The organism is Scytonema sp. PCC 10023 (assembly GCF_963920835.1).
In the GTDB taxonomy this organism is placed as follows: Bacteria; Cyanobacteriota; Cyanobacteriia; order Cyanobacteriales; family Nostocaceae; genus Kalymmatonema.
On sequence record NZ_CAWUDP010000035.1, the window covers coordinates 1 to 23,091 of the forward strand.

19 protein-coding genes are annotated in these 23,091 nt (G+C 42.4%); 5 read left to right on the forward strand and 14 right to left on the reverse strand.

From position 1 onward, the window contains the following. The 9 genes from ACM0OZ_RS21195 to mnmH form a co-directional block, all read right to left on the reverse strand. The coding region (locus ACM0OZ_RS21195; protein ID WP_414584797.1) for an AMIN domain-containing protein at positions 1 to 745 on the reverse strand (745 nt) is incomplete at its 3' end. A 191-nt stretch (positions 746 to 936) separates the two neighbouring features. Beyond that, the gene (locus ACM0OZ_RS21200) at positions 937 to 1,512 is read right to left on the reverse strand and encodes a hypothetical protein (protein WP_414584798.1); all 576 of its coding nucleotides are present in this window, start codon (positions 1,510 to 1,512) and stop codon (positions 937 to 939) included. Positions 1,513 to 1,584: 72 nt separating this feature from the next. Then, on the reverse strand, positions 1,585 to 3,765 hold the full coding sequence (locus ACM0OZ_RS21205) for a cation:proton antiporter (RefSeq protein ID WP_414584799.1): 2,181 nt from the start codon (positions 3,763 to 3,765) through the stop codon (positions 1,585 to 1,587). A gap of 248 nt (positions 3,766 to 4,013) precedes the next feature. After that, positions 4,014 to 4,460, reverse strand: a complete 447-nt coding sequence (locus ACM0OZ_RS21210) for a hypothetical protein (protein ID WP_414584800.1) — start codon at positions 4,458 to 4,460, stop codon at positions 4,014 to 4,016. A gap of 554 nt (positions 4,461 to 5,014) precedes the next feature. Then, a complete protein-coding gene (locus ACM0OZ_RS21215; protein ID WP_414584802.1) occupies positions 5,015 to 5,527 on the reverse strand; it encodes a hypothetical protein in 513 nt (170 codons plus the stop codon). Positions 5,528 to 5,647: 120 nt separating this feature from the next. After that, entirely contained in the window at positions 5,648 to 6,373 is a 726-nt protein-coding gene (locus ACM0OZ_RS21220; protein WP_414584803.1) for a GDSL-type esterase/lipase family protein, read from the reverse strand. 76 nt (positions 6,374 to 6,449) lie between these two features. Then, a complete protein-coding gene (locus tag ACM0OZ_RS21225) occupies positions 6,450 to 7,337 on the reverse strand; it encodes a lysostaphin resistance A-like protein (protein WP_414584804.1) in 888 nt (295 codons plus the stop codon). A gap of 452 nt (positions 7,338 to 7,789) precedes the next feature. Continuing rightward, positions 7,790 to 8,455, reverse strand: coding sequence for a deoxyribonuclease V (nfi, locus tag ACM0OZ_RS21230; RefSeq protein ID WP_414584805.1), 666 nt, complete (start codon positions 8,453 to 8,455; stop codon positions 7,790 to 7,792). Between the two features lie 279 nt (positions 8,456 to 8,734). Next, positions 8,735 to 9,805, reverse strand: a complete 1,071-nt coding sequence (mnmH, locus tag ACM0OZ_RS21235; protein ID WP_414584806.1) for a tRNA 2-selenouridine(34) synthase MnmH — start codon at positions 9,803 to 9,805, stop codon at positions 8,735 to 8,737. Between the two features lie 408 nt (positions 9,806 to 10,213). Here mnmH and ACM0OZ_RS21240 point away from each other — a divergent pair, with 408 nt between their 5' ends. Beyond that, positions 10,214 to 11,290, forward strand: coding sequence for a hypothetical protein (locus tag ACM0OZ_RS21240; protein ID WP_414584807.1), 1,077 nt, complete (start codon positions 10,214 to 10,216; stop codon positions 11,288 to 11,290). 228 nt (positions 11,291 to 11,518) lie between these two features. After that, on the forward strand, positions 11,519 to 12,484 hold the full coding sequence (locus ACM0OZ_RS21245; protein WP_414584808.1) for an aldo/keto reductase: 966 nt from the start codon (positions 11,519 to 11,521) through the stop codon (positions 12,482 to 12,484). A 126-nt stretch (positions 12,485 to 12,610) separates the two neighbouring features. Here the strand turns inward: ACM0OZ_RS21245 and ACM0OZ_RS21250 are convergent, their stop codons facing one another. Then, entirely contained in the window at positions 12,611 to 13,906 is a 1,296-nt protein-coding gene (locus ACM0OZ_RS21250; protein ID WP_414584809.1) for a DNA cytosine methyltransferase, read from the reverse strand. A 616-nt stretch (positions 13,907 to 14,522) separates the two neighbouring features. Here ACM0OZ_RS21250 and ACM0OZ_RS21255 point away from each other — a divergent pair. After that, the gene (locus tag ACM0OZ_RS21255; RefSeq protein WP_414584810.1) at positions 14,523 to 15,566 is read left to right on the forward strand and encodes a calcium-binding protein; all 1,044 of its coding nucleotides are present in this window, start codon (positions 14,523 to 14,525) and stop codon (positions 15,564 to 15,566) included. A gap of 315 nt (positions 15,567 to 15,881) precedes the next feature. On the opposite strand, the gene ACM0OZ_RS21260 is transcribed toward ACM0OZ_RS21255, so the two are convergent. Together ACM0OZ_RS21260 and ACM0OZ_RS21265 are read right to left on the reverse strand one after the other, a co-directional pair. Next, the gene (locus tag ACM0OZ_RS21260; protein WP_414584811.1) at positions 15,882 to 16,580 is read right to left on the reverse strand and encodes a response regulator transcription factor; all 699 of its coding nucleotides are present in this window, start codon (positions 16,578 to 16,580) and stop codon (positions 15,882 to 15,884) included. A 353-nt stretch (positions 16,581 to 16,933) separates the two neighbouring features. Then, positions 16,934 to 18,031, reverse strand: coding sequence for a response regulator (locus ACM0OZ_RS21265; RefSeq protein WP_414584812.1), 1,098 nt, complete (start codon positions 18,029 to 18,031; stop codon positions 16,934 to 16,936). Between the two features lie 266 nt (positions 18,032 to 18,297). Between ACM0OZ_RS21265 and ACM0OZ_RS21270 the strand changes: the two genes are divergently transcribed. Together ACM0OZ_RS21270 and ACM0OZ_RS21275 are read left to right on the forward strand one after the other, a co-directional pair. Further along, a complete protein-coding gene (locus tag ACM0OZ_RS21270) occupies positions 18,298 to 18,645 on the forward strand; it encodes a PAS domain S-box protein (RefSeq protein WP_414584813.1) in 348 nt (115 codons plus the stop codon). Between the two features lie 137 nt (positions 18,646 to 18,782). Then, positions 18,783 to 20,618, forward strand: a complete 1,836-nt coding sequence (locus ACM0OZ_RS21275) for an ATP-binding protein (RefSeq protein WP_414584814.1) — start codon at positions 18,783 to 18,785, stop codon at positions 20,616 to 20,618. Positions 20,619 to 20,813: 195 nt separating this feature from the next. Here ACM0OZ_RS21275 and lpxB read toward each other — a convergent pair whose 3' ends face one another. Further along, positions 20,814 to 21,983, reverse strand: a complete 1,170-nt coding sequence (gene lpxB / locus ACM0OZ_RS21280; protein ID WP_414584815.1) for a lipid-A-disaccharide synthase — start codon at positions 21,981 to 21,983, stop codon at positions 20,814 to 20,816. Between the two features lie 184 nt (positions 21,984 to 22,167). After that, on the reverse strand, positions 22,168 to 22,986 hold the full coding sequence (gene lpxA, locus ACM0OZ_RS21285) for an acyl-ACP--UDP-N-acetylglucosamine O-acyltransferase (RefSeq protein ID WP_414584816.1): 819 nt from the start codon (positions 22,984 to 22,986) through the stop codon (positions 22,168 to 22,170). Positions 22,987 to 23,091 lie beyond the last annotated feature (105 nt).

The following is a 23,091-nucleotide window of genomic DNA, read 5'->3' on the forward strand; positions in this document are numbered from 1 at the left end:
AGTTACTTGGTGGCTGAGGCGGATTGTACACAGCAGATGGTAAGTTACCTGGTGGTTGAGGCGGATTGTACACAGCAGATGGTAAGTTACCTGGTGGCTGAGGCGGATTGTACACAGCAGATGGTAAGCTACCTGGTGGCTGAGGCGGATTGTACACAGCAGATGGTAAGTTACCTGGTAGAGATGGCAAGTTTCCTTGAGGTAAATAGGTACCGTTACTCGCAATTAAGGGACGTAATACCCAACGGTTGGGATTTTCTCTAGAAACGGGTTGCAGTTGCACTTGGTTTGGATTGATGACAGTTCCTGGTGCTAAATCCATGACAATACGAGTAACATCTGCGTTGAGTTGGGAAACGCGAATGGTTCGGATTGCTCCAGAAAAATTTTGCTGAGTGGGAATTCTACCCAACTTAGTACCAGGTAAATCTATAACAATGCGCGGGGGTTGAGCGAGGTAAAAGTGGCGGGGCTGTGAAGCTGCTGAGAGCGACATTTCTAGTTGTAACGCCTCTGGGTAAAAGCGCCAATCTTCCAGTCTGGCTACTGGCGCTACATAACGATTAGCTTTTTTAACTACTGGCGCTGCATTACGATTAGTTTTTTTGGTACTATTGCCAGTTTCAAGGGCGTACACGCTTAAAGTGTTGCCGTAAAGCATCGTTGCATACAAGCTAAACAAGCAAACCCGAAACAGATAGTTGCAAAACCGGAAAAAATGCTTATTCATTAATCGCTTATCCATACTCCTCACTGCTCCAGAAAACTCATCCACAATTGTCTATGAATGACAACTGTTTTTTTTGCTTGTCGCTTCTACCAGAGGTGTCGGATGGTAGTACGCTCAAATATAGGGCGAATGCCCTACTACTCCCGAACCGCCAGAAGAATACCTATTTTTTAACCGCACGAGGCGCAGAAATTAACGATTTATCGTTAATGACTGTTTGACTGCTCAGATTGTTCATTTTCCTTTTGTGATATTGCTGTTAATCCAATTGCTTTGGAAGTGCCACTCACATTTATTTCTCCTCTTAAATCTTCTTTATCCGTCAGTTGGATTTGTATATTAACTGGAATAGAGGAATTATCTTTATGGCTGATTTTTGCTTGTGTTTGAGAAGTTTGAAGATTACATAAGATGTACCTGGGAGCTTTTCCAGATAAACTCAATTGTCGATTTTCAAGTCTACCTGTTAGAGAAGAGGTAGTTTCAGATAAGTTAGAACTTTTGGTGTGAGAACTAGCTGGAAGTAAAAATCCATTTAAGTAAATTCCTGACTGTTGAAGATTTAATATTAGGACATTTGATTGATCGCATATTGGTAATTTTTCATTGAACACAAGACCATAACGACTTTTCATTGCAGGAGGTGCTTTGAGGTTGCTTTCTCCATAAGCAGTTACGACTTTAAACAAAAGTAAAACAGAACTGATGGCTACACCATAAAAGGTTAAATATTTCAAGTTGAAATGATGCATAATAATAGAAAAAGAGTGTGATTTCAACACAAAAAAAATGATGAATTATGAATGCTGAATAATGAAAAATAAAATTACCTTATTTCATAATTCATCATTTATCTAACTTTTGACTTCTGATTTATTGTTAGAAAGTACTGAGGCTAGGTGAGAGGTGAATTGACTGTAACGACGGGTAATAAGCAGTGAGGAGCGACACTTAATAGCTAGTTCATCTGTGTATCGTCCTAGGGTATGACGTTCGATACCCCAAGCGCGGCTAGTACCAGCAATGGTGAGGTCAACGGCTTCTGAGGCTGCGACTACGGCTTGAATTGGCTCTGTGGCTTCGACCGTTTTGATGTCAATGCGATCGCGTAAACTTTGAGGCATTTGCTCCATGATGGTGCGAAACTCGTAACTGAGTTCATTTTTGACTTGATTATCTTCCACCACGTGTAAAATCACTAAACGACAAGTTGGGCGGTTGACTAGCAATCTCAGAGCAAGTATGAGTGCTAAATCATCATGAATGTTTGCTGAATAAGGAACCAACAAGCTTTCTAAACGCTCTTCTCCCCGATCTATAAACACCGCTACATCCACTGGCGCAGTAGTGAGAATTTGACCAACTCGTCCACCTAAGCGATTTTGACTAAAAGCTGGGCGGTGCCATCCCATTAGAATTAAATTAACTTGTTTAAGTAAGGAAATCTGTGCTGTTTCCCGTGCAACATTGTTTGATATGCGAACAATTGGATGTACGTACGAGCCTGCTTCTGATGGTTCTAGACGTGAAATCAATTCTTCTAGCTGTTGGCGGCGCTCTGCAATCAGTCTATCTGCTTCTAGTGGGGTACTTTCAAAAGCATAGTCTTCTTCGAGTTCAATCAAACTCAGGGGATAAATAACGGCGGGTTGTTGGTAGTTTACAGCAATTGCTACAGCTAACTGCATCAAACCTTTTTGGCTACTGGGATTTGCCACTGGAACCAAAATTCTGTAAGGACGACTGTGAGGATCCTCATCAGTACAAGTGTCTATACCTGTTTCTTCTGGTTCTTGCTCAACCATATCTAACTTAATAAGCTTTTTCGGATAAGTTAGCTCTAGCAGTGGCGAGGTCATAAATGTTGTTACCAATGCCATAATCACCAGCATGGTAAACAGTAGCGGCGAAATGACTCCGAGACTCAGACCAATATTTAGTACGATAAGCTCAGTCAAGCCGCGAGTATTCATTAACCAACCAAGTGCTGAGGCTTCTCGGTTATCTATGCCACTGACGCGAGCTGCTACATACGTGCCAACGTATTTACCTATGATTGCTACTGCTAGCACAGCAAGGGACAGCGCCCATAATTCAGGACTATTTAGCAAACCAATTTGCGTCCGCAGACCACTATAAGCAAAGAATACTGGTAGCAGAAATATCAGTACAAAATCTTCAGTTTTGACTGCTATTTCCCGCACTAAACCTGCATCCTTGGGCATGGCTGCCCCTAGTAAAAACGCTCCAAATATCAGGTGAATGCCGATCAGTTCGGTAATGAGGGCAGAAGCGACTACTCCTACATAAATCAAAGCTAGGACAAATTGGCTGAGGCGTCTGATGCGGCGGTAGTACTTGGCAAGGCGTTGCAAGAAAGTTCGCCCCACTGTCACCATCAAACCGATGTATATCAGGGAATAGATGATCGTAGGGATAGCTTTAACAATGCTACCAGTATGTGCAACGGCGATCGCCACCGCCAACAAGCACCAAGCGGTCACATCATCCACTGCTGCACAAGTGAGCGCCAAAGTTCCCAAACGAGTTCCTTGCAAGTTGTTCTCAGTAATAATACGTGCCAATACCGGAAAAGCGGTAATCGACATTGCCGCACCCAAAAATAAAGCAAATGCGGTAAACGATACACTTGCATTGGAAACTAAAGGATACAGCAGTAGCGCTAGCAGCGTTCCCAGTGAAAACGGTACTAAAATACTGACGTGAGACGTTAATATTGCTACTTCTAAATTGCCACTCAGGTATTTGGGGTTTAACTCTAACCCAATCAAAAACATGAAAAATATCAGCCCTACCTGAGACAGCACATTGAGGAAGGGAATTGTTTCAGGTGGAAACAAGGTAGCTGCTAACCCCGGAGCAACCAAACCAAAAAGAGATGGTCCGAGCATAATCCCAGCAACAATCTCTCCAATAACGAGTGGTTGGTTAATCCACCGGAAGGCAAGCCCTACTAGGCGTGACAGTCCAATAACAATCACTACCTCAACCAGAACAAGAACAACTGTGTGCATGTTTTCCTTACAAGCGACTATCCGGTGTTCCTAAGATGATTCTTCATATCGCTGAAATATGTCAACCTTCTTAGGCTAAATTCGGATGTTTTAGTGCTTAGATTAAATGTTAATTGTTATTAACACACGGTTCAAAATATCATCGGTGATTTGCTGTTATTTTTATTTTTATATATATAAATTATTACGGATTGTATGAAGCAGTCAATAACTGTGTAGCTGTGCTGTTTAGGAACTACACTGAGAACTTAATTTTCTGCTTGGCTTGCCATCAGTTCAGATTTATCATAACTTGTGCCATGCAGTAACAACGCAACTAATGGCGAAGAGAATTGACATTGATCGGTTGGGAATTTTTGCTCCGGTTGCCAGTATGATTGGAGCTTTACCGAACTACCATTGTGTATCTTTGAACCTTGATACCCCGACTTATTGAGCCGATACGTTGCAAAGATGGTGCGATCGCTCGTATATGCCCACAGGGGTTTCTTGAAGCAAACCCCTCTCCCCAAATCGGAGATTTGCCCCAACCAAGCGAAGCGAAGCTTGGTTGAGGCATAAGGCATGGCGATCGCCCTATGTCCCTCACCGTGGGCACCAATCGCTCCAAACAGTGATACTTCTAAGATCACAATTGCTATCATTTCAAAAACGACATAAGTATCAGCCAGGTGAATTGTTTGAGTTGGCAGCAAATATTATTTAGCTTGTCCTAGTGCTGAAATCTCTTTTACCAATTTAACCGCTAACATCGCATAAACCTAATTCTCTAAATGAGATCCATCATCTGAAACTTCACTTCCTCCACTTCCATAACCTGGCAAATTTAGAGTCAAAATTTTCATTTTAGTTTCCGATGTATGAGAGGCAAGGTAAGTTTTTATAGCTGCCTCTGGTTGTATACCTAAGGTCTTTGGCGGGTGAATTAAGAAAATCATTGCATTAAAAGCAGCCAACCGTATATTAGCAAGTGTTTGGTGAACAGCTTCAGTATACTAAAAATAGAAGTAATTAAAGCTATAAAGGCGATGAAGTCACTTGTTTGCATCGATTTGTTTTATTAGGATACTAATCTTGAAATTTCAAGAATAAACCTAAAAACCTAATAAAATTTAAACATACCTTTATGAGATAATTTTTGTTAATTGCTGCTCCCTAAAATTTTGGCAATTGTTGACACCGCACCAAAGGGTACAGCAACGGTGTTGAGTGAATAAAATATCATCTAGGTATTGAGCCGACACCGAAATCAAGATTGTGAAATTGACTCGGAACCAACAAAGACCGTTGGAATGGCCATCACCATCAACATTACTAAGTTAGCAACCCAAAACAACACAACAACGCCAAAACCTACCAATGTCAAAGAGGAAAATGTTAATTGCGTGAATCCATCCAGCAGTTGCCATAACCGAAAAGCTGTGTAGAAAAAACCAATGGGTACAACAATACTTGGCACCAGCCAGCGACTAAAGACACTTTCACAGATAAGTTGCACGGCTACTATCAATAAGTAACTCCCCCAGAATACCCATGAAGATGGTTGCCTCCAAGCCAGAACTAACAAGCAGATAGGTAATAAAACTCCAACAACCAAGGCTAACTTGACCCACCACCGCAGAAATTGCCATTGCTTCTGACTAAACCCAATTTCTGCCGTAAAGGGTAAACGTCGAGCTTTCACGCCGAAACCATAGCCAATAGCTAGACTTGTTGCAATCAGAATAAAGAGCGTAAGAATCAATCCATTATTAACTGCCATCTGCTCTTACACCTAACACGCTTATTCTACGAGTCCCACAATCCTATTGGTGCATATTATACTGTTTTCCGCAATAAGCTGACATACAACAAAATGGACAACTTTAAAGCAGTGATATCCCTATGACGAAGTGAGTTGGTAGGAGGAACTGTAATTGTAGGAAGCAAAAGCTTCCCAATTCATCACATCCTCTAACAGAGTTTGATACCCTAGCGTATTAGGGTGTAGACCGTCGTTGCTTATGCGTTTGACTCTCCAAGCTTCACCGCGATTTATCCATTGCTGGAAAATATCGAGATAAGGAATCCCGCGTTCGGTGCAAGCGACTTTAATAGCTTCTTTGTAGCGGTACTGATCGGCATGATTGTAGTACAAACAATCCAGAAACGGCATCTTAGCTTCATCAACTGGGACCATTCCTACAAATAAAACTGGACATAGTTGCTGCGCCTGATCAAGCAAAGATGCAATTTGCGATTCAAAAACGGCAAAATCTGTATAGTTTCGTCCATTTGGACGACCTAACCGTGCTGAATCATTGACTCCTACCGACAGGATAATCAAGTCGGGAACCTGGTTTCGCAGTTCGCCCCGATGGCGAAATTCCACTTCTAGCCTTTGCGCTACTTGCAGGATGCGATCGCCCCGCACCCCCAAATTATAAAGAATATGACCTGCGCTGCCAGGTACCATCCAACACCGTCGTAGTCTCTCGACCCAGCCACCTCCTTCTGGATCGCCAAACCCATATATTAAACTATCTCCTAGCGCGACAATCTTTAGAGGCTGGGAACGTTTTGGCACAACTGACAGATGCATTGAGGAATTTGCTTCAAATGTCTGCATCTTTAAAATATATATTTTATATCTCTATAGAATTCTATACATATCTATACCATTGAGCATCACTTTTCTTGTTCTTTCATGACTCTTTTTGAAAAGAGTTGATGAAGTAAGGGACGGGTGCATTTTTGCGCGGCCAGTTTTGAGAGAGGAAGCGTACCAGCACAGGTAGTGAGAGAACTATAAACAGGATACCGAACCACAAGCTATAACGTAATTGTTCTAACCTGTTCACGGCTGAGACAGTTTTTGAGCCATTTGAGAACAGTTCCATTACCACTACAAAAGAATTATTCAAAGCATGGCAGGCGATCGGCACCATCAGTGAGCGTGTCTTGATATATAACAGCCCCAAAACCATTCCAACCATAGACAAACCCACGACATTCGCGTGCCCAATTCCGAACAACAGCGACGAACCCAGCAATCCTGCTCGAATACCCCACTTGCTTGCCCAGCGCTGCAAAATAATCCCCCTAAAAAGGAATTCTTCAGTAATTGGCGCAACCACCATCAACACGATAGCTCCCAGCAGGTTGAACAACACTGGCGCATTTCTGTAAGGTGTTGGGTTGTTGGCAATGTCGCGTAAGATTGCTTCTATAAACGATGGAGCCAGTAATGACAGTAGGTAAAACAGTACGAGGTAGGAACCCATGGAAAACAGGAGCAACAGAATAACTAAGCCTACCATCGGCAACCACCTATGGTTGCTTGGCAAACGACCGACTACATACCCCAGGTTAACTCCTAAGCGCTTAAAATCTGCCAATGTCCAAAGGCAAAGTAACCCGAACAGGAAGATGTAAAGGATTAAATTCAAAACTTGAGGGTTGAATTTTAAACCACTAGTCGCTTGAATCGCTCCTAGCCCAATCCCAAGAACGATAGATATGAGTAAAAGCCGCAGCAGCAAAGAGCGAACCTTGAGATGGAGAAATGGATGATTGATATTTTCAGAATTCATCTAAAAAACTCCAAGAGTGTGGAAACCTTGTGTCTTCAGACCAAGGAGAAAACACGACGCGGGAACTTTAGTTCCCATCAAAACGTCTAGGAGATTACGGTGAAATAAGCAACAGCAGAACAACGCACTCTTATCCAAAGCTCCGCTAGTAACCGAGTTAGGCAACGAGCGCCAACGAAGAATGAGTCTTGGGGTGTGGAGCGTAGTTCCGTTCTAGTTAACCGTAACCGCGCCTGAAGTTCCGCGAACAACATGAGTACGTACCTTTATTACGAGTAATGTTGGGAGGGGGACAAAGCCCCTAGCCTTTAGGCAGGGGAATGATTACAAATTATGAGGATACTATGCGTATGTGTAGCGATCGCCTGCAAGTTCTTGCATCTCACCTACTAGTGTGACTGATTTAGCACCCACTTCAACCATTGTCCACAAGAACTTCGCTACTTTTACCGTTATTTGTTAGACGCTAGTTTATCGGCGATGCGTGTTGTTTCTGGCAACCGATATTTTGTTGTGCAACGCAATACGTAATCAATTGCTGTTGGTAGACTGACTTTATGACCGCTAGAGACGTAGATTGGCTTGACTCCTACTCGCGTCCGTAAAACTGCTCCAATTGTTTCTCCTCTATGTATTAATGGTTGCCAGCTACCTCGTGTGTCTGGGATCTCCTCATGCTTACCAACTAATAACGATTTTGCTACACCAATTGTAGGCATATCCACAATTAATCCTAGATGACAAGCTATGCCAAATCTTCTAGGATGTGCGATTCCCTGTCCATCACATAAGATAATGTCTGGTATTGTTTTAATCTTTTCGAGTGCGTCTAAGACTGCGGGTATTTCTCGAAATGAAAGGAACCCAGGGATGTAGGGAAATGTTGTAGGACGGCGTGCGAGGCTGGTTTCTTGCAGCTGCAAATCAGGAAAACTTAGCACTGCTACAGCTGCACGACTAATCGTACCATCTGCTTCAAAACCCATATCTACCCCTGCTACGTACTGCACAGGTTCTTTGAGTTTGTCTTCAGTTATGACCTCATCTTTTAGCTTTTCTTGAATTTTGATAGCTTCATCTACTGTCAAAGACCAAGCATGACGTTGAGAAATTTTCATATTTATAGCTTGAGTTTAAATTTTGTGGCTGGCAAAATTGTGAGTAATAAGGGTATATTTACGGTTATGATGACATAATAAAAATAATTTCGCGCAAAGCCGCAAAGGCGCAAAATAGTATAGCAGTCCTAAATGATTCGTGAGATTCTCTGTTTATCTTTTCTTGGCGCTCTTGGCGTCTTGGCGGTTTATTCACGAAAAAATTCTCACAACTCAAATAGGATTGCTATATAAGACAGTATTACGCATTTCATACTATTTATATTTGGTAGATCTGCTTTACAAATTTGCTGTCACCTGATTTGGCAAAAGAGAATTTAACAAACTATTAAAACTGGGATTCGATAAATCAGGTATGGATAGCGATCGCTCTACTTTTGTAAAGTCCCGTTTCATGGATTTACTATACGTTGGATCGTAGTGGAACTGTAACATATCTTGTACGAATAATTCCCACTTCTGAGCATCAATCAACTGATACCATTCGCTTAATTTTTCTTTTCCATAGTAGGGTTTCAGTTTTCCTAGCTTGGCTTTTAAAATATCAGGATGAGTTGTTAAATGTGGGTATTCTTGTAAGAGAAACTGGACTCTTTGGGCAATAGGTAACTGAATTTCTACACAGCTAGCCTGTTTCATTTTCTCCCAAAAAGACTGAGGTAGATAAACTTTTCCAATTTTGTTGCTTTCTGATTCTAACCACACCGTTTCAGCAGGATTAAAGCTTTGCAGTTGTTGCAATAACAGGGATTCAAAATATTTTTGAGAAGGTTGGGGTGAAGGTTTCCCTTCCCATTCTTCGCCAAGCAAAGAACCGCGATGGTTAGCTAAAGCTTCCAAATCTAAAACTTGAGCACCATACTGGCGCATTCGGTGCAGAATATGGGTTTTACCACTGCCAGTGAGACCGCATAATATCTGGTAAGTGAATTTTTCTGGCAAATGTTTTAATTGCTCGCGGACATACGCGCGATAAGTCTTGTAACCGCCTTCAAGTAACGTTACCCGCCAACCAATTTGCGTCAGCACCAAAGCCATACTATTGGAACGTTGTCCACCCCGCCAGCAGTAAAGCAAAGGATGGTAGTCCTTTTGTTTTTCAGCAAAATGTTGAGTGAGATGTTGGGAGATGTTTTTTGAAACCAAAGCAGCACCGATTTTCCGAGCGGTGAAGGGGCATACTTGTTTGTATATCGTTCCAACCTGGGCGCGTTCTGCATCATCCAGCACTGGTAAATTAATCGCACCAGGGATGTGATCTTCCGCAAATTCGCTGCTTGAACGAACATCAATTATTTCACTGTATGTTTCTGTCCAAGGTTGCTGAGTGTATCTGGGTAAAGGTGGCATTAAGCAATTCTAAATTCAAAATTCATGCATTGAGAAAGCCTGTTTCTCTTCCTCATTGTCTTTAGATGCTGTGCAAATTAAATGTGCATCATCTTTCTCGATTTTGACACTTCCATAACTTGATGTGTGGAAAGGTATAATTTTGCTCTTTTCGGCAATTCTTTTTAAAATCAAACTTGAGACAGATGTAATTATCTTTAAAATTTACTATCACTCCCATTGGTTGCTTATTGGCAGCGTAGTATTATTGAATGCAATAACGAGGTTTTATGTTCGAGATGATACAGCAAAATCTGAAAATGGTAATGTCTGAGAAATTCATGTAATGAAAGTGCATGCACTTTCACTACCTGTCTTTTTCTAAAAGCGCAGAAATCAGTTCACTTAAGTAAATAAAGTAGGTGTGAGATGAGATTTGGATTACCCACATGGTTTCCTTACCCCAATGCTTGGTTAAACGCTTTGATACTATCGATGTTTATGACTGGGTTGTTAGCCTTGACGAGACGTAGCAACGGTTTGGACTCCTATTTCGCGAAATGGTCAGACAACCCAGAACTGTTGACTGTGCTCGTAATATTGTTACTAATATTACCAATACCTGCGATCGCCTTTTTCCATCACTTTTTTATCGGTCGCCTCATCCCCGCCATTCCAGGAGAACGGACAAACAACATCAAGGGATTAGTTCCTGGACTCATAAGTTGGTGGGAAAGTTTATATAGCTGGCTTGTGTTTGTCCTCTCTACTCTGATTGCAATATTGCTTTCAACTCCTTTTTTACCTCTATTTCAACTCAACTACGAAAAAATTTTTGACACCTACAACCAACCTCACAAAAATCTGCAAGCAATTTTTGCTATTTGCTGGATAATCAGCGCTGCTATTTTTTACCAAATCGAGTATTTATTTAAGTACCGTCTGATTTTTGCTGATGCTTTTAATAGTGAACCAGAAAGCACCCCGGAAAAAATTGATGAAGCAACAAGTGTAAAACCGGAAAATAATCAGCAGAGTGAAATCAATGTAACTGAAATTCAAACAAATGACCAAACATCGCCGAAAAAGCCAACTATGGTTGACTTGATTGTTAAATATCGCAAGTTACCCAAAAGAGTTTTCACACTTGTTTTGATTTCTTTAATATCTTTATGGATATACTTGTTTACTAATTTGCCAGAAGTTCAACAAAGTATGTCATATGTCAATCAATCTCTGGAAAAGCGATTAGAAGCAACTCCTGAACCTACTCCCAAAGATGATACTTTTGGGAAGGCAATTAACAAAGGTAAAATTGCAGCTCAACTAACAAAGTCAGCACAAACTACAGATGAGTGGAAAATAGTTGTCAAACGGTGGGAACAAGCAATTAGACTTTTGGAAGAAGTTCCAACTTCTAGCGACAATTATCCAATGGCGCAGCAAAAAATTTTGCAGTATCAACTTCATCGGGATTTTGCTATAAAAAATGCGACATTAAATTAGTAAATTTCAATAGACCTCTTGCATCTCTTTGATTCCATCTGTGTCCATCTGTGGTTAATTATTCTTTTTTTTGGAATGAATGCAAGAAGTCTAATGTCAGGAAGAAATTTCACAGAGACGCGAAATTTCGCGTCTTTATTTTGTGATAAAAACAGTGCGATCGCTTAACGTAGGGAATTCCTTAGGTAACATACAAAAAGAACACCGGATTTACTCTTGAAGCAAACTATGTCAGGAAACACGACGCGGCGTAACTTCCTCATCACTAGTGTTGCGGTTGCAGGCGGTGTAGTAGGAGCATCTGCTTTGCAACAACAAGCAGCTGACACTGCTACATCACCAGCGACGATGCTAGAACGAGTGCTGGGACGTACAGGAGTGAAAGTCCCCATTTTTGGGTTGGGAGGAGCTGGTCAAACGCCACTCTCCTGGCAAGGAAGAGAACGTGATGCTGTGGCAATTATTGAGAAAGCGCTTGACCTTGGCATTCGTTACTTTGATACTGCTGCTGGTTATGGACCAAGTGAAGATTATTTCGGGAAAGTACTACCACCCCATCGCTCAAAAATTTTTCTAGCAAGTAAAACAGATAAAAGAGACCGTGATGGTGCATGGCGGGAATTAGAAAGAAGTCTCAAACGTCTGAAAACAGATCATCTTGACTTGTGGCAATTGCATCACGTTTCTTTCCGCGAAGAACTCAACACCATTTTTAGTTCAACTGGTGCAGTGAAAGCTTTAGAAGAGGCGATGCAGCAAAAACTCGTCCGGTTTGTTGGCATAACCGGACATCATGATCCACAGGTGATTGCTGAAGGATTGCGTCGCTATCCCTTCCACACAACGCTTATCCCTGTTAATGCTGCCGACAAACACCACCCACGTCCATTTCTGCCAGTCGTTCTTCCTTTAGCACAACAAAAAAATGTCGGCGTGATTGCTATGAAAGTACCAGCTTATGGTCGGTTGTTCAAACCAGGCGGATTGGATGGTATGCAGCAAGCTATGGGATACAGTTTGTCCCAGCCTGGTGTTCACTCTTGCGTTATTGCGGCGGAAACGGTCAAGCAATTGGAAGAGAACGTGAATGTAGCCCGGGCTTTCCAACCTCTTAGCAATAAGGTATTAGCCGCAATTGAGCAGCGTACTGCCGCAGTTTGGGAGGATGGCACATTTTTCCGGGCTTGGACATAGTATTCACTTTGGGTGTGTTAGCGCGGTTCCTAAAGCACCCTACAGCTTACTCGTAAATCCTGTAGTTTTTTAAATCTGTTTCGGAAATTTGCTCTGCGAGGACTAGCCTGTAGTGTTTTTCTTGTACTACCTTGACTTTCTCGCTCTTGATTCTATAATTTGCGGATTTACCCCATAATATCTAGCTGCTTGAGACATATCAAACATTAGTAAATTTTCGTTTCCTAACTCTTGTATCATTCCAGGTTTAGATGGACATACACCAAGAACTTTAATAATTTCTGACGCTACTGCCTTAGCTAATAACGGAGGAACAGAATTTCCTATTTGTCGAAATCCATGCCATTTTGTTACATGAAATCTGAACCAGTCCGGATAAGAATGTAAACGCGCAGCTTCTCGCACAGTAATACATCTTGGGGTAAATGGGTGAATTGGTCTAGCAGAAGTAAAAGCTCCTCTATTACTAGCAGTTCCTGCTCTAAGTGTATTGCATATTCCTTCAGGAGCAAGTTTATAAAAGCGGCTGACAGGTTCTGTTTTCCCACCGGGAGTAGACTCAAACCTTTTGATAGAATCTAAAGTATGCTTTGTTCTTAAACTTGAGGTGAGCATTCTATAGTCATATTTACGCTCATATGAATAATCGTTATCTGTGGAGCAAAGACCACGAAGTTGTCTTCCGTAATCACTTGGCTTCCCAAAGTCTGCAATTACCCAATCTTTTTCAAAAAGCTCAATATAATCTTCGACTTCAGGTAAATCACCAATTGCATCCCAAACTGTTGGACTTAATGGGAGTTGGTTATTTAACGCTGCTTTCTTTGATTTTGCCAATCTAGTCATTGGCTCGGGATAATTTGGTAATTCCAAATCCTGACGACAACCTAGCAAAAATAATCTTTCCCGATTCTGCGGCACTCCATATTCAGCAGCATTTAAGACTTTATAATCTTTACGAACTTTATAACCAGTTTGCTCAAATTCCTGGATGATTACTGAAATAAACTCTTTGTGCTTTCCCAGAGTCATTCCTTTAACATTTTCTAAAATAAAAAACTTAGGCTGCAATTCTAAAACTAACCGAATAAAATGATTAACTAGGGAATTTCGAGGGTCGTCAAAAACACGTTTACCTATCAATGAAAAACCTTGACATGGTGGTCCACCAAACACCACATCGATTTCTCTATCACCAATAGATGAGCGACTTCTAATTTCTGCGCCTGTAATATCAACGACACTTTTACATAAAATAGTCCAAAAAGGAAAATTAAATTCATGTGTCGCACAATGAATTGGATCAATTTCAATAGATGCAAGCACGTCAAATCCTGCTTGCTCAAAACCAAGAGTCATGCCACCAGCACCAGCAAATAAATCAACAGCGATAGGTCTTTGTTTGTGGTTACTGTGAATCATCTTGGATTTTTAAGCTACGAATTGGGGATTTTAGATTAAAAATGCTGAAGGACGCTGTTAGTAACGCCTCTATCCTAGATTATTGACTTTAGCCTAATTTAACGTAAGTTCGACGGGTTGAAAAGACCACCAAAAAAGGCTGAAAGTGGAATTAGAACAAAAACAAAAGATAGACGAGAGTGATGGAAACTATTGTATCTCGGCTTGACTTGATACAGATTTTCTGCAATGTGGATGATTTCTGTAAGTACTAGGAATACCTGTGGCAACTTGACTTTTCATTGTATGTCGATTCATGTGATTTTGAGGGTTTCCTAAGCTCTGATTTTTCCGTTGCTCATTTTCATTAATCCTGAACTATTGAGAATAATCCTTCCGTTTAAACACTCATCATTACCAACGTGCGTACACCCCACCCCAACCCCTCCCCGATGTTTTGGGGAACTCGGGGTCCCCTCTGGGGATTAGGGGCAGGGCGGTTTTCGCGTAAGCCAAAGCCGGGGTGGGGTTCTGGGGGAATAGACACTAATCAACCGGACTTGATATCACATAAGTTTAATAAACATCTGCATGATGACAAATGTCATGGTGCGCTCGTGACATTTATTAGATGGTTGTGAAAAATTTTACGGATATCTTAAAACTATCGAGTGAAGGGACGAGAGCAAACCTCAAACAAAACCAGGCAGTCTCAGTCTCAAAGCTATTTTCTTCTACATTTATTGCACAAAAGGAAATTCATATGGCAGTCATTAACGGTACTCCTTTCAACGACAACGGCACATTTTTTCCTGTAATTCACGGTACTGCAGAAAACGACACCATCTACGGTTATGAAGGCAACGACATTATCTTCGCTCATGCAGGTGATGATCTTGTCTTTGGTGGTTTAGATCATGACACTATCAATGGAGGTGCTGGCAATGACAGTCTCTATGGAGGTGATGGCATTGATAGTCTCTATGGTGAACTAGGCAATGACACCCTATCTGGTGGCAAAGGTATAGACACACTTGTTGGCGGTGTCGGTAATGATATTTACTATGTAGATACTGTCGAGTCCGTCAAAACAGGCGATACACTTTTCCCCACTTATACTTATGACAAAGTCGTTGAGAAATCGGGAGAAGGAATCGATACAGTTAAGTCTTACGTGGATGGTTACACCTTAACCGCTAATGTTGAAAACTTGGAGTTAATTGGCAGCGCTGCGATCGCAGGTTACGGCAACGAACTCGATAATCAAATTACTGGTAACGCAGTCGACAACATCTTATCTGGTGGTAAAGGTAGCGATACCCTGTCTGGTATGAATGGCAATGATACGCTTGTCGGTTACGGCGGTGGAGTCAACGAACAGGACACCTTAATTGGTGGTATTGGAAAAGATACCTTCGTTTTGGGTTCCGCGATGGAAGTGTATTACTACAATCAAGGTAATAGCTATGCCAAAATTGTCGATTGGGAAGTAGGTGTAGATAAAATCCAACTCAGTGCAGCGAACTATACCTTTGCAGAAAGCAATTTCAGTCTTGGCAGTAGCAGTAAATTGGATACTGGAATTTACTATCAAAATGATCTCATTGCTGTGTTGCAAGATATCAGTAAGAGTCAGATTAACATACAACAAGATTTCGAGTTTTTGAAAGTTCCACACTAATGCTTAAACACAGATACTCAGGTGTTAGCTCAAGTATTAGCCAAGATGGTTTGACTGATGGTTTGACTACAGTACACCAAAATCTTAGGGGTGCCGCGACTTGATTCTGTTAGACAATGTAGAGACGCGCTCTCATGAAAGCGCGTCTCTACATAATAGACTTCTTGCAAAAGTCAAAAAAAAAAGAATAATTAACCACAGATGGACACAGATGGACACAGATGGAACTCACATTCCGCAATCTTGCCTAATCTTTTTGATTAAAACAGAGGTTTTACCTCCAATTTTCCAATAGTCCAATGCTTTTGTATTTATTTACACTCCACTTTTTGTTGGCAACTCAGAGTTCTTCAGCCAACATAGAAAGGTATTAGCAAAAATGGCGGCTTGAGTGCGATCGCGTAAATTGAGTCGAGTCAGAATATGAGTGATGTGGTTTCTGACTGTCCCTTCAGAAAGAAAGAGAGTTTGGGCAATTTCTCGATTGCTTAAACCCGTTGCAATTAAACACAAAACTTCTCGTTCTCTGATAGTGAGTTGCGCGAGTTCCTCTGGCGGCTCTTTTTGTGCTTCTGGCTCAGCAACTGGTACGACACTTAGCATTTTTTCCAGAATTCCGGGTCCGAAGTAAGTATACCCTTTGTGAATCGAACGAATTGCTGCAGCTAGTTCTTGTGCCGGTGTATCCTTCAATAAGTATCCTTTAGCTCCAAAGCGTAAGGCTCTCGAGACATATGGAGTATCATCAAAGGTTGTAAGAATCAGAATCTTTGTGTCTGGAAACTGCTTGCAAATCTGCTCGGTAGCAGCAACTCCATCCATTACGGGCATTCGGATGTCCATCAACACGACTTCGGGTTGAGAATTCCTACCATAAAGACTTTCCATCTGATGAATCGCTTTTTGACCGTTTTCTGCTTCAGCCACTATTTCTAAATCGGGCTGAATCTCTAATAGAGTTTTCAAGCCACGACGGACAATCTCTTGGTCTTCAACCAGCAATACCCGAATCATAAATGAGTTAGTTATAAGTGAGTGATAAGAAATAATTTAAGAACCCATCCGCTTTTAACGGTGGGACACAACAAGGCAAGTTTTTTAACAGCCGTAAAATTATTAAACTTGATGTTGCGCTAATAAAACGTAAATTTACGAAATTTTAGTAAATATTTTACATAAATGTTCGGTAATTGCCTCAAGGCTCAAATTTGCTCTTTGTTGGTTCTCAATCTTAGGACTCACGCATTTTAACGAAAAACTGTCATTCTGAGTGTAGCGAAGCGCGAAACGAAGAATCTCTGAGATACTTCGCTACACTCCGTTTCGCTCAGTATGACATTCTCCACTTTGCGTAAGTCCTGAATCTGCTATTGTGGGAATTTAGCTGCAATGAGACAACCTGCATTTGGTTCGCTGACAATCTCCAACTGACCCTTCAAGGCAGTGACTCGTTCCTGCATTCCCCTGAGTCCAAATCCCTTTGTGTTGCGCTCCACCTGAAAGCCTTTGCCATTATCCTGAAGTATTAGAAATACACTAGAAGCTGTAGACTCAAGCTGAATCTGGACTGCACTTGCCTCGGCATACTTGCAAATGTTGGTCAGTCCTTCCTGTAAAATTCGGTAAATAGCTGTGTTTATCGAATCGGGTAAGTTGGGCGTAACGTCAATATGGCACTCTGGCATCACACCAGTCAGCCGATGAAATTCATCTGTAAGACTTGCGATCGCCCTTTCTAAGGAATGACCTTGCAGTGGCTCAGACCTGATCAGCGCAACTGATTCGCGTACTGCTTTCAACGTCTCTGACCCCAGTTGTTTTGCCTCCAACAGAAATGCATGAGCTTTGTCCAAGTCCTCGTGCCATAGAGCCAAAGCAGCTTCAATTTCAATATTGAGTGCAACCAGCGAATGCCCCAGGGAGTCATGAATGTCACGGGCAATTCGATTGCGCTCTTCCACAGCCGTCATTTCCTGAATCCGCTGGTTAAGTTCCCGCTCTTGCTTTAAAGCTTTGAGGAGTTCTTTCTCTGCAAGCTGCAAACGGGAATTTTGAAGTTGAAGTTGTTCTCGCAATCTACGGCTTGTGAGTTGAGTTTCAACACGGGCGAAGACTTCCTCTAGTTGAAAAGGCTTGGTAATGTAATCTACACCTCCAACTGAGAACGCTTTTACCTTATCAAAGGCTTCACTTAAAGCGCTGAGGAAAATGACCGGAATCTCGGAAGTTTGGGCATTTGCTTTCAACTGCTGGCAAACTTCATAGCCATTGAGTCCCGGCATATTGATGTCGAGCAAAATCAAATCCGGTGGTTGAGCGGTGGCACCCATTAACGCCATTGAGCCGTTTGTCACCCCCCGCACCTCATACCCCTGCTCGATAAGTATGTTAGATAACAGGCGCAGGTTATCAAGGGTGTCGTCAACAATAAGGATATCTCCCTTGTGTAATTCACTACCATTCATCTTCAGCCTGAGTCAAAACCAACAAACAAGTATCTGTAAGAGCATCCGTCAACATTCATCCCATTTTTCCAGGCTTTTATCCTTATTATCAGACTTTTGAAGAAGAAAAATAGGAAAGTTTGAGGGCTGAGGAATTGCTAAATGCATGAGGCAAACACTAAGTCAATAGTTTTATATTTTACTCTACCTTAGGTCACAAAAGAACGTTTATAGTGTAAAAATACATATATCAATTTTTCCTTATTATAAAGAATCAAAGCTGTTGCATGAAAAGTATTAATGACATGAGGTTAGAAACTGAATTTCCAGTTGTTCTGACCGACCAAGAAGGATTTATCAGTTATGTCAATGATTCTTTTAAAACTGTTTTTGGCTGGAGTTCGGAGGAGATAGTTGGCTTACCCCTCGAAGTCATCATTCCCAGGAGTCTCCACGATTCCCATCGACTCAGTTTTTCCCGCTTTGTCATGACGGAAAAGTCTCATGTTCTCAATCACCCTCTCCTACTGAAAGCCGTAACCAAGGATGGAAAAGAAATCGAGAGCGAACATTTGATTACGGCACACAAGCAAGGAGAACATTGGTTGTTTGGAGCAATGATTCGTCCTTTGTAAAGCAATAATATAGCGTTTCTCGTTTGGATGAAGTAATTATTTATCTGTGTCCATCTGTGTCCATCTGTGGTTCATTATTTCTTTGGCGTACCTTACCCAATTGCTAACCGCTATAATTTCGCAATAAGGTTGTATTTATGGAGAACGATCTTGCCCTTCAGTTGAGCCGACTGCGTTCAACTTTAGGAAAGATGGAGGTTGCACTAGGAGCTATTGATAACGCGATCGTTTGGACGGGTGAAGACACTGTTGTCCAATGGTGCAACACCGTCTTTGATCGCCTGCTTGATAGACCTCATATCACTATTCTGGGAAGGCAACTGATCGAGCTACTGCCATTAACACAGCAGAGTCTAGAGATTTTACCCTCAGCACATCCAGTGGTGAACGCACTCCAAAATCAACTCAAAGCCACTGAATATGAATTTCAACGATACGAGCAAACCTTAATCCTGGAAATTTCTGGCAGCTGTATTCAATTGGTCGGAGGCGAGAAATGTGCTGTTTTAGTGATTCGCGATATCACGGTGCGCAAACAGATAGAAGTCGCACTCAACCAGGCTAAAGAAGCAGCGGATGTAGCAAACAATGCCAAAAGTCAGTTCTTGGCAAATATGAGCCACGAACTGCGAACTCCTCTCAATATTATCCTGGGCTTTACTCAATTGCTTGCTAGGAGTAGCACTGTTGATGCTCAGCAACAGGAGTACTTGGAGACGATCGCCCGCAGTGGCGAACACTTGTTGAATTTGATTGATGATGTTTTGGAAATGTCCAAAATTGAGGCGGGCAAAATTATATTTCATCAAACTAACTTCGACTTAAAGTATCTTTTGGACAGTTTGCAACAGATGTTCCGGTTAAAAGCCGAGTCTAAAGGATTGAAGCTGATCTTTGAACTAGCCCCCGACTTTCCTCAATATATTCGCAGCGATCAGAGCAAACTGCGCCAGGTTTTCATTAACTTGTTAGGCAATGCTATTAAGTTTACCCAAGCAGGCAAAGTTATTTTGCGAGGAAAGCGGGGGAATGAGGAACGGGACAGACGATTGCGCTTGTTTTTTGAAGTCGAAGATACCGGTCCCGGTATTGATTTAACTGAACTTGAGCGTTTATTTGAGCCGTTCGTGCAAACTCAGACCGGTCAAAACTCTCAAGAGGGGGGAACTGGGCTGGGCTTGCCGATCAGTCAGAAATTTGTCCGCTTGATGGGAGGAGAGATTACCGCAGACAGCACCTTGGGCATCGGAACCATTTTTAAGTTTGATATCCAAACTCAGGAGGTTCAAGCCTCGGAGGTACAGGTTCAAAAATCGGCTCAGCAGGTCAGTGCTTTGGCTCCGGGACAACCGCATTATCGCATTTTAGTCGTAGAGGACAAACAGGAAATTCGCCAACTTATGATCGAGTTGCTGCAACCTGTGGGTTTTGACGTGCGGGAAGCTCACAACGGGCAAGAAGCGATCGAGTTGTCTGCCACTTGGCGTCCCCATCTAGTCTGGATGGATATGCGAATGCCCTTGATGGATGGGTATGAAGCAACCAAACGGATAAAATCCACAGGGGATTATGCCCCTGTTGTGATTGCTTTGACGGGCAGTGCTTTTGAAGAGGATCGGCTCATAGCTTTATCTACAGGCTGTGACGATTTTGTCCGGAAGCCCTTTTCCGCTGAAACCATCTTTGAAAAGATGGCTGAATACTTGGGTGCCAAGTATATCTATGTCACGCACGAAACAAAACTGCACCAACAGCCGATTCTTTCGACAGACGAAATCGCAGATGCGATCGCACAAATGCCTGTTGAGTGGGTGGAACAATTGCGTCAGGCTGCAACGAGAGTTAATGCCAAGGACGTTCTCAATCTCGTTAAGGAGATTCCTCAGTCACACGCTTGTTTAGCTAAAGCCTTGACTAACCTAGTTCATGATTTTTCTTTTGAAGAAATTATTACTTTAACTAATGCACGGTAGTTGCCGATTTGTCAATCGTCCTGGGGATGTAAGCCGAGTTCGCAATACATCAAGAAATAAGAACCACAGATGGACACAGATGGACACAGATAAATAATTACTTCATCCTAACGAGAAGCGCTATAATTCTACGCAACCGATTCATACGTGTCGAGCCGTAACATACCCGAATAAGGTTTTCTTTATAAGCAGGCTCTAATGTTGAAAATTTGGTAGCATTTGCAAAATTTCTTTGGCAGCGCGATCGCACACTCCCACTTCTCCCAAACGCTGCTGCATTTCTTGATAGTCTGCCAACATTTGCTGTTTACGCTCGGAATTAAGTAATAATTCCAGCGCCGCTTGGGTAATGTTCTCTGGTGTCGCTTGCTCTTGTAACAATTCTGGCACAATTGGCTTCATCATCACTAAATTAGGCGGCGATGCGAAAGGTATAGAACCTTTGAGCACAGTACGCGCAATCCAAGCCGTGATGGGATGAAGTCGGTAGAGAACAACTTGAGGCACGTTCAACAGTGCCAGTTCCAGGTTAACTGTGCCAGATTTGGTGATTGCCATATCAGCGGCGGCGAGGACTTCCGGAGTTTTACCGGATACCACAGAACCTCGTAGACCGTACTGCTGTATTGCCTGTTCAATTGCTTCTCGGTAAATTTCCAGAGATAAAGGTATCCAAAAATGTACCTGAGGCAATTTGGCTTGAATCACTTGAGCTGCCTGGAACATCACAGGCAGAAGATGTTTAAGTTCTTGGCGACGAGAGGCGGGGAGAAGAGCGACACTTATGACATCCTCGGCAATTCCTAACTCTGTACGCGCCGTTTCCCGACTGGGAAAGCTTTGAACTCTATCTATTAAAGGATGCCCTACCCAGGTTACATTTGCTCCTTTTTCTTGAAAATACCGGGCTTCCCCAGGAAAGACTGCTAGCAGCTTGTCTGTTATGCCAACAATTAAGTTGGTATTACGTGAATTCAGTGACCAAACCCACTCTTGTGGTGCTATATAAAATACAACAGGTATTTGTGGCAGATTCCGGCGAAGATAGTTGCCTATGACAATATTTGGTGTCATATAGTCAATGAGCACCACCAAGTCAGGTGGATTTTGCTTGAGATAGGCGATCGCCCGTCGTTGGATCTGGAGTGTTGGTAACACATAAGGCAGTGATTCCAGAATACCTACTGAGCCAATTCTAGTAGTATTTTCTAAAAGGGTAGCTCCAACATTTGCCATTTTTTCGCCACCCAGCGCCACAATTTCTAATTCCAATCCAGCCAATGCCGCTTGACGCTTAAGTGCAGCAACTAGCAGCGATCCTTGTAGGTCGCCAGACACTTCGCCAGTACTGATAAATATTCGCATTTATAAATTTAGGAATAGGAAATTCAAGGAGATAGGGGAGATGAGGGAGATGGGGGAGATGAGGGAGATGGGGGAGACAAGGGAGATGGGGGAGATGAGGGAGATGGGGGAGACAAGGGAGAGGAAAGAAATAACTTTCTCATCCTCCTCATCCTCCTCATCCCCCTTATCCTCCTCATCTTCTTTATGATTCGTCACTCACGACAGCTTTCCCCTTTCCAGGAATCAAGCCGCGTCTTCCTGGCATTTGAGAAAGTAGCAAAAACCGACGCAGATGCTGTAACTGTTGGGTATCGCCTAGTAATTCCAACTGTTCCAAGGATTCCTTAAAGACCATTTCAGAACGGTAAAGAATACGAAAGGCTTTTTTCAGGATTTGAAACTCATCAGTGCTAAAACCAGCGCGTTTGAGTCCTACAAGGTTAAGTGAACGCACTCGCGATGGATTTCCTTCTACAAGCATATATGGAGGAACATCTCGCTCAATGCGGCTCATGCCCCCCACCATTGCCAAAGTTCCAATATGCACAAATTGATGAATTCCCAGAACCCCACTTATGACTGATCGTGACTCTATGTGGACGTGTCCGGCGATCGCTACAGAATTAGAAATAGTGACATTGTCTTCTATGACAGAATTATGACCTACATGGACATAAGCCATGAGTAGGTTACCGTTGCCAATGCGAGTTTCTTTACCCGTACCAGTGGCGCGGTTAATCGTGACGTACTCGCGAATGCGGTTATCATCTCCGATTTTGACCCAGCTAAATTCGCCATCGTATTTTCGATCTTGGGGTTCCATGCCAATTACGGCTCCCGGAAAAATTTGATTTCGTGCCCCAATCTCCAAAGGTCCCTCTAGTACGGCATGAGCGCCGATGGTGGTTTCAGGACCGACTTTGACATGCCCTCCAATCACAGCATAAGCACCGACTTGCACTGTAGGGTGCAATTCTGCATTAGGATGAATTACAGCAGTTTGATGAATTAGGGTTTTCAAGGGTGCATCTCCAGAAGAGTCTTGAATGCTGAGAGTTTAGTTATTTAGTAGCCGAAAGTGTCAGGTGAGCTACTTATGTGTGAGGGCGTCGAAAATATAAAACTA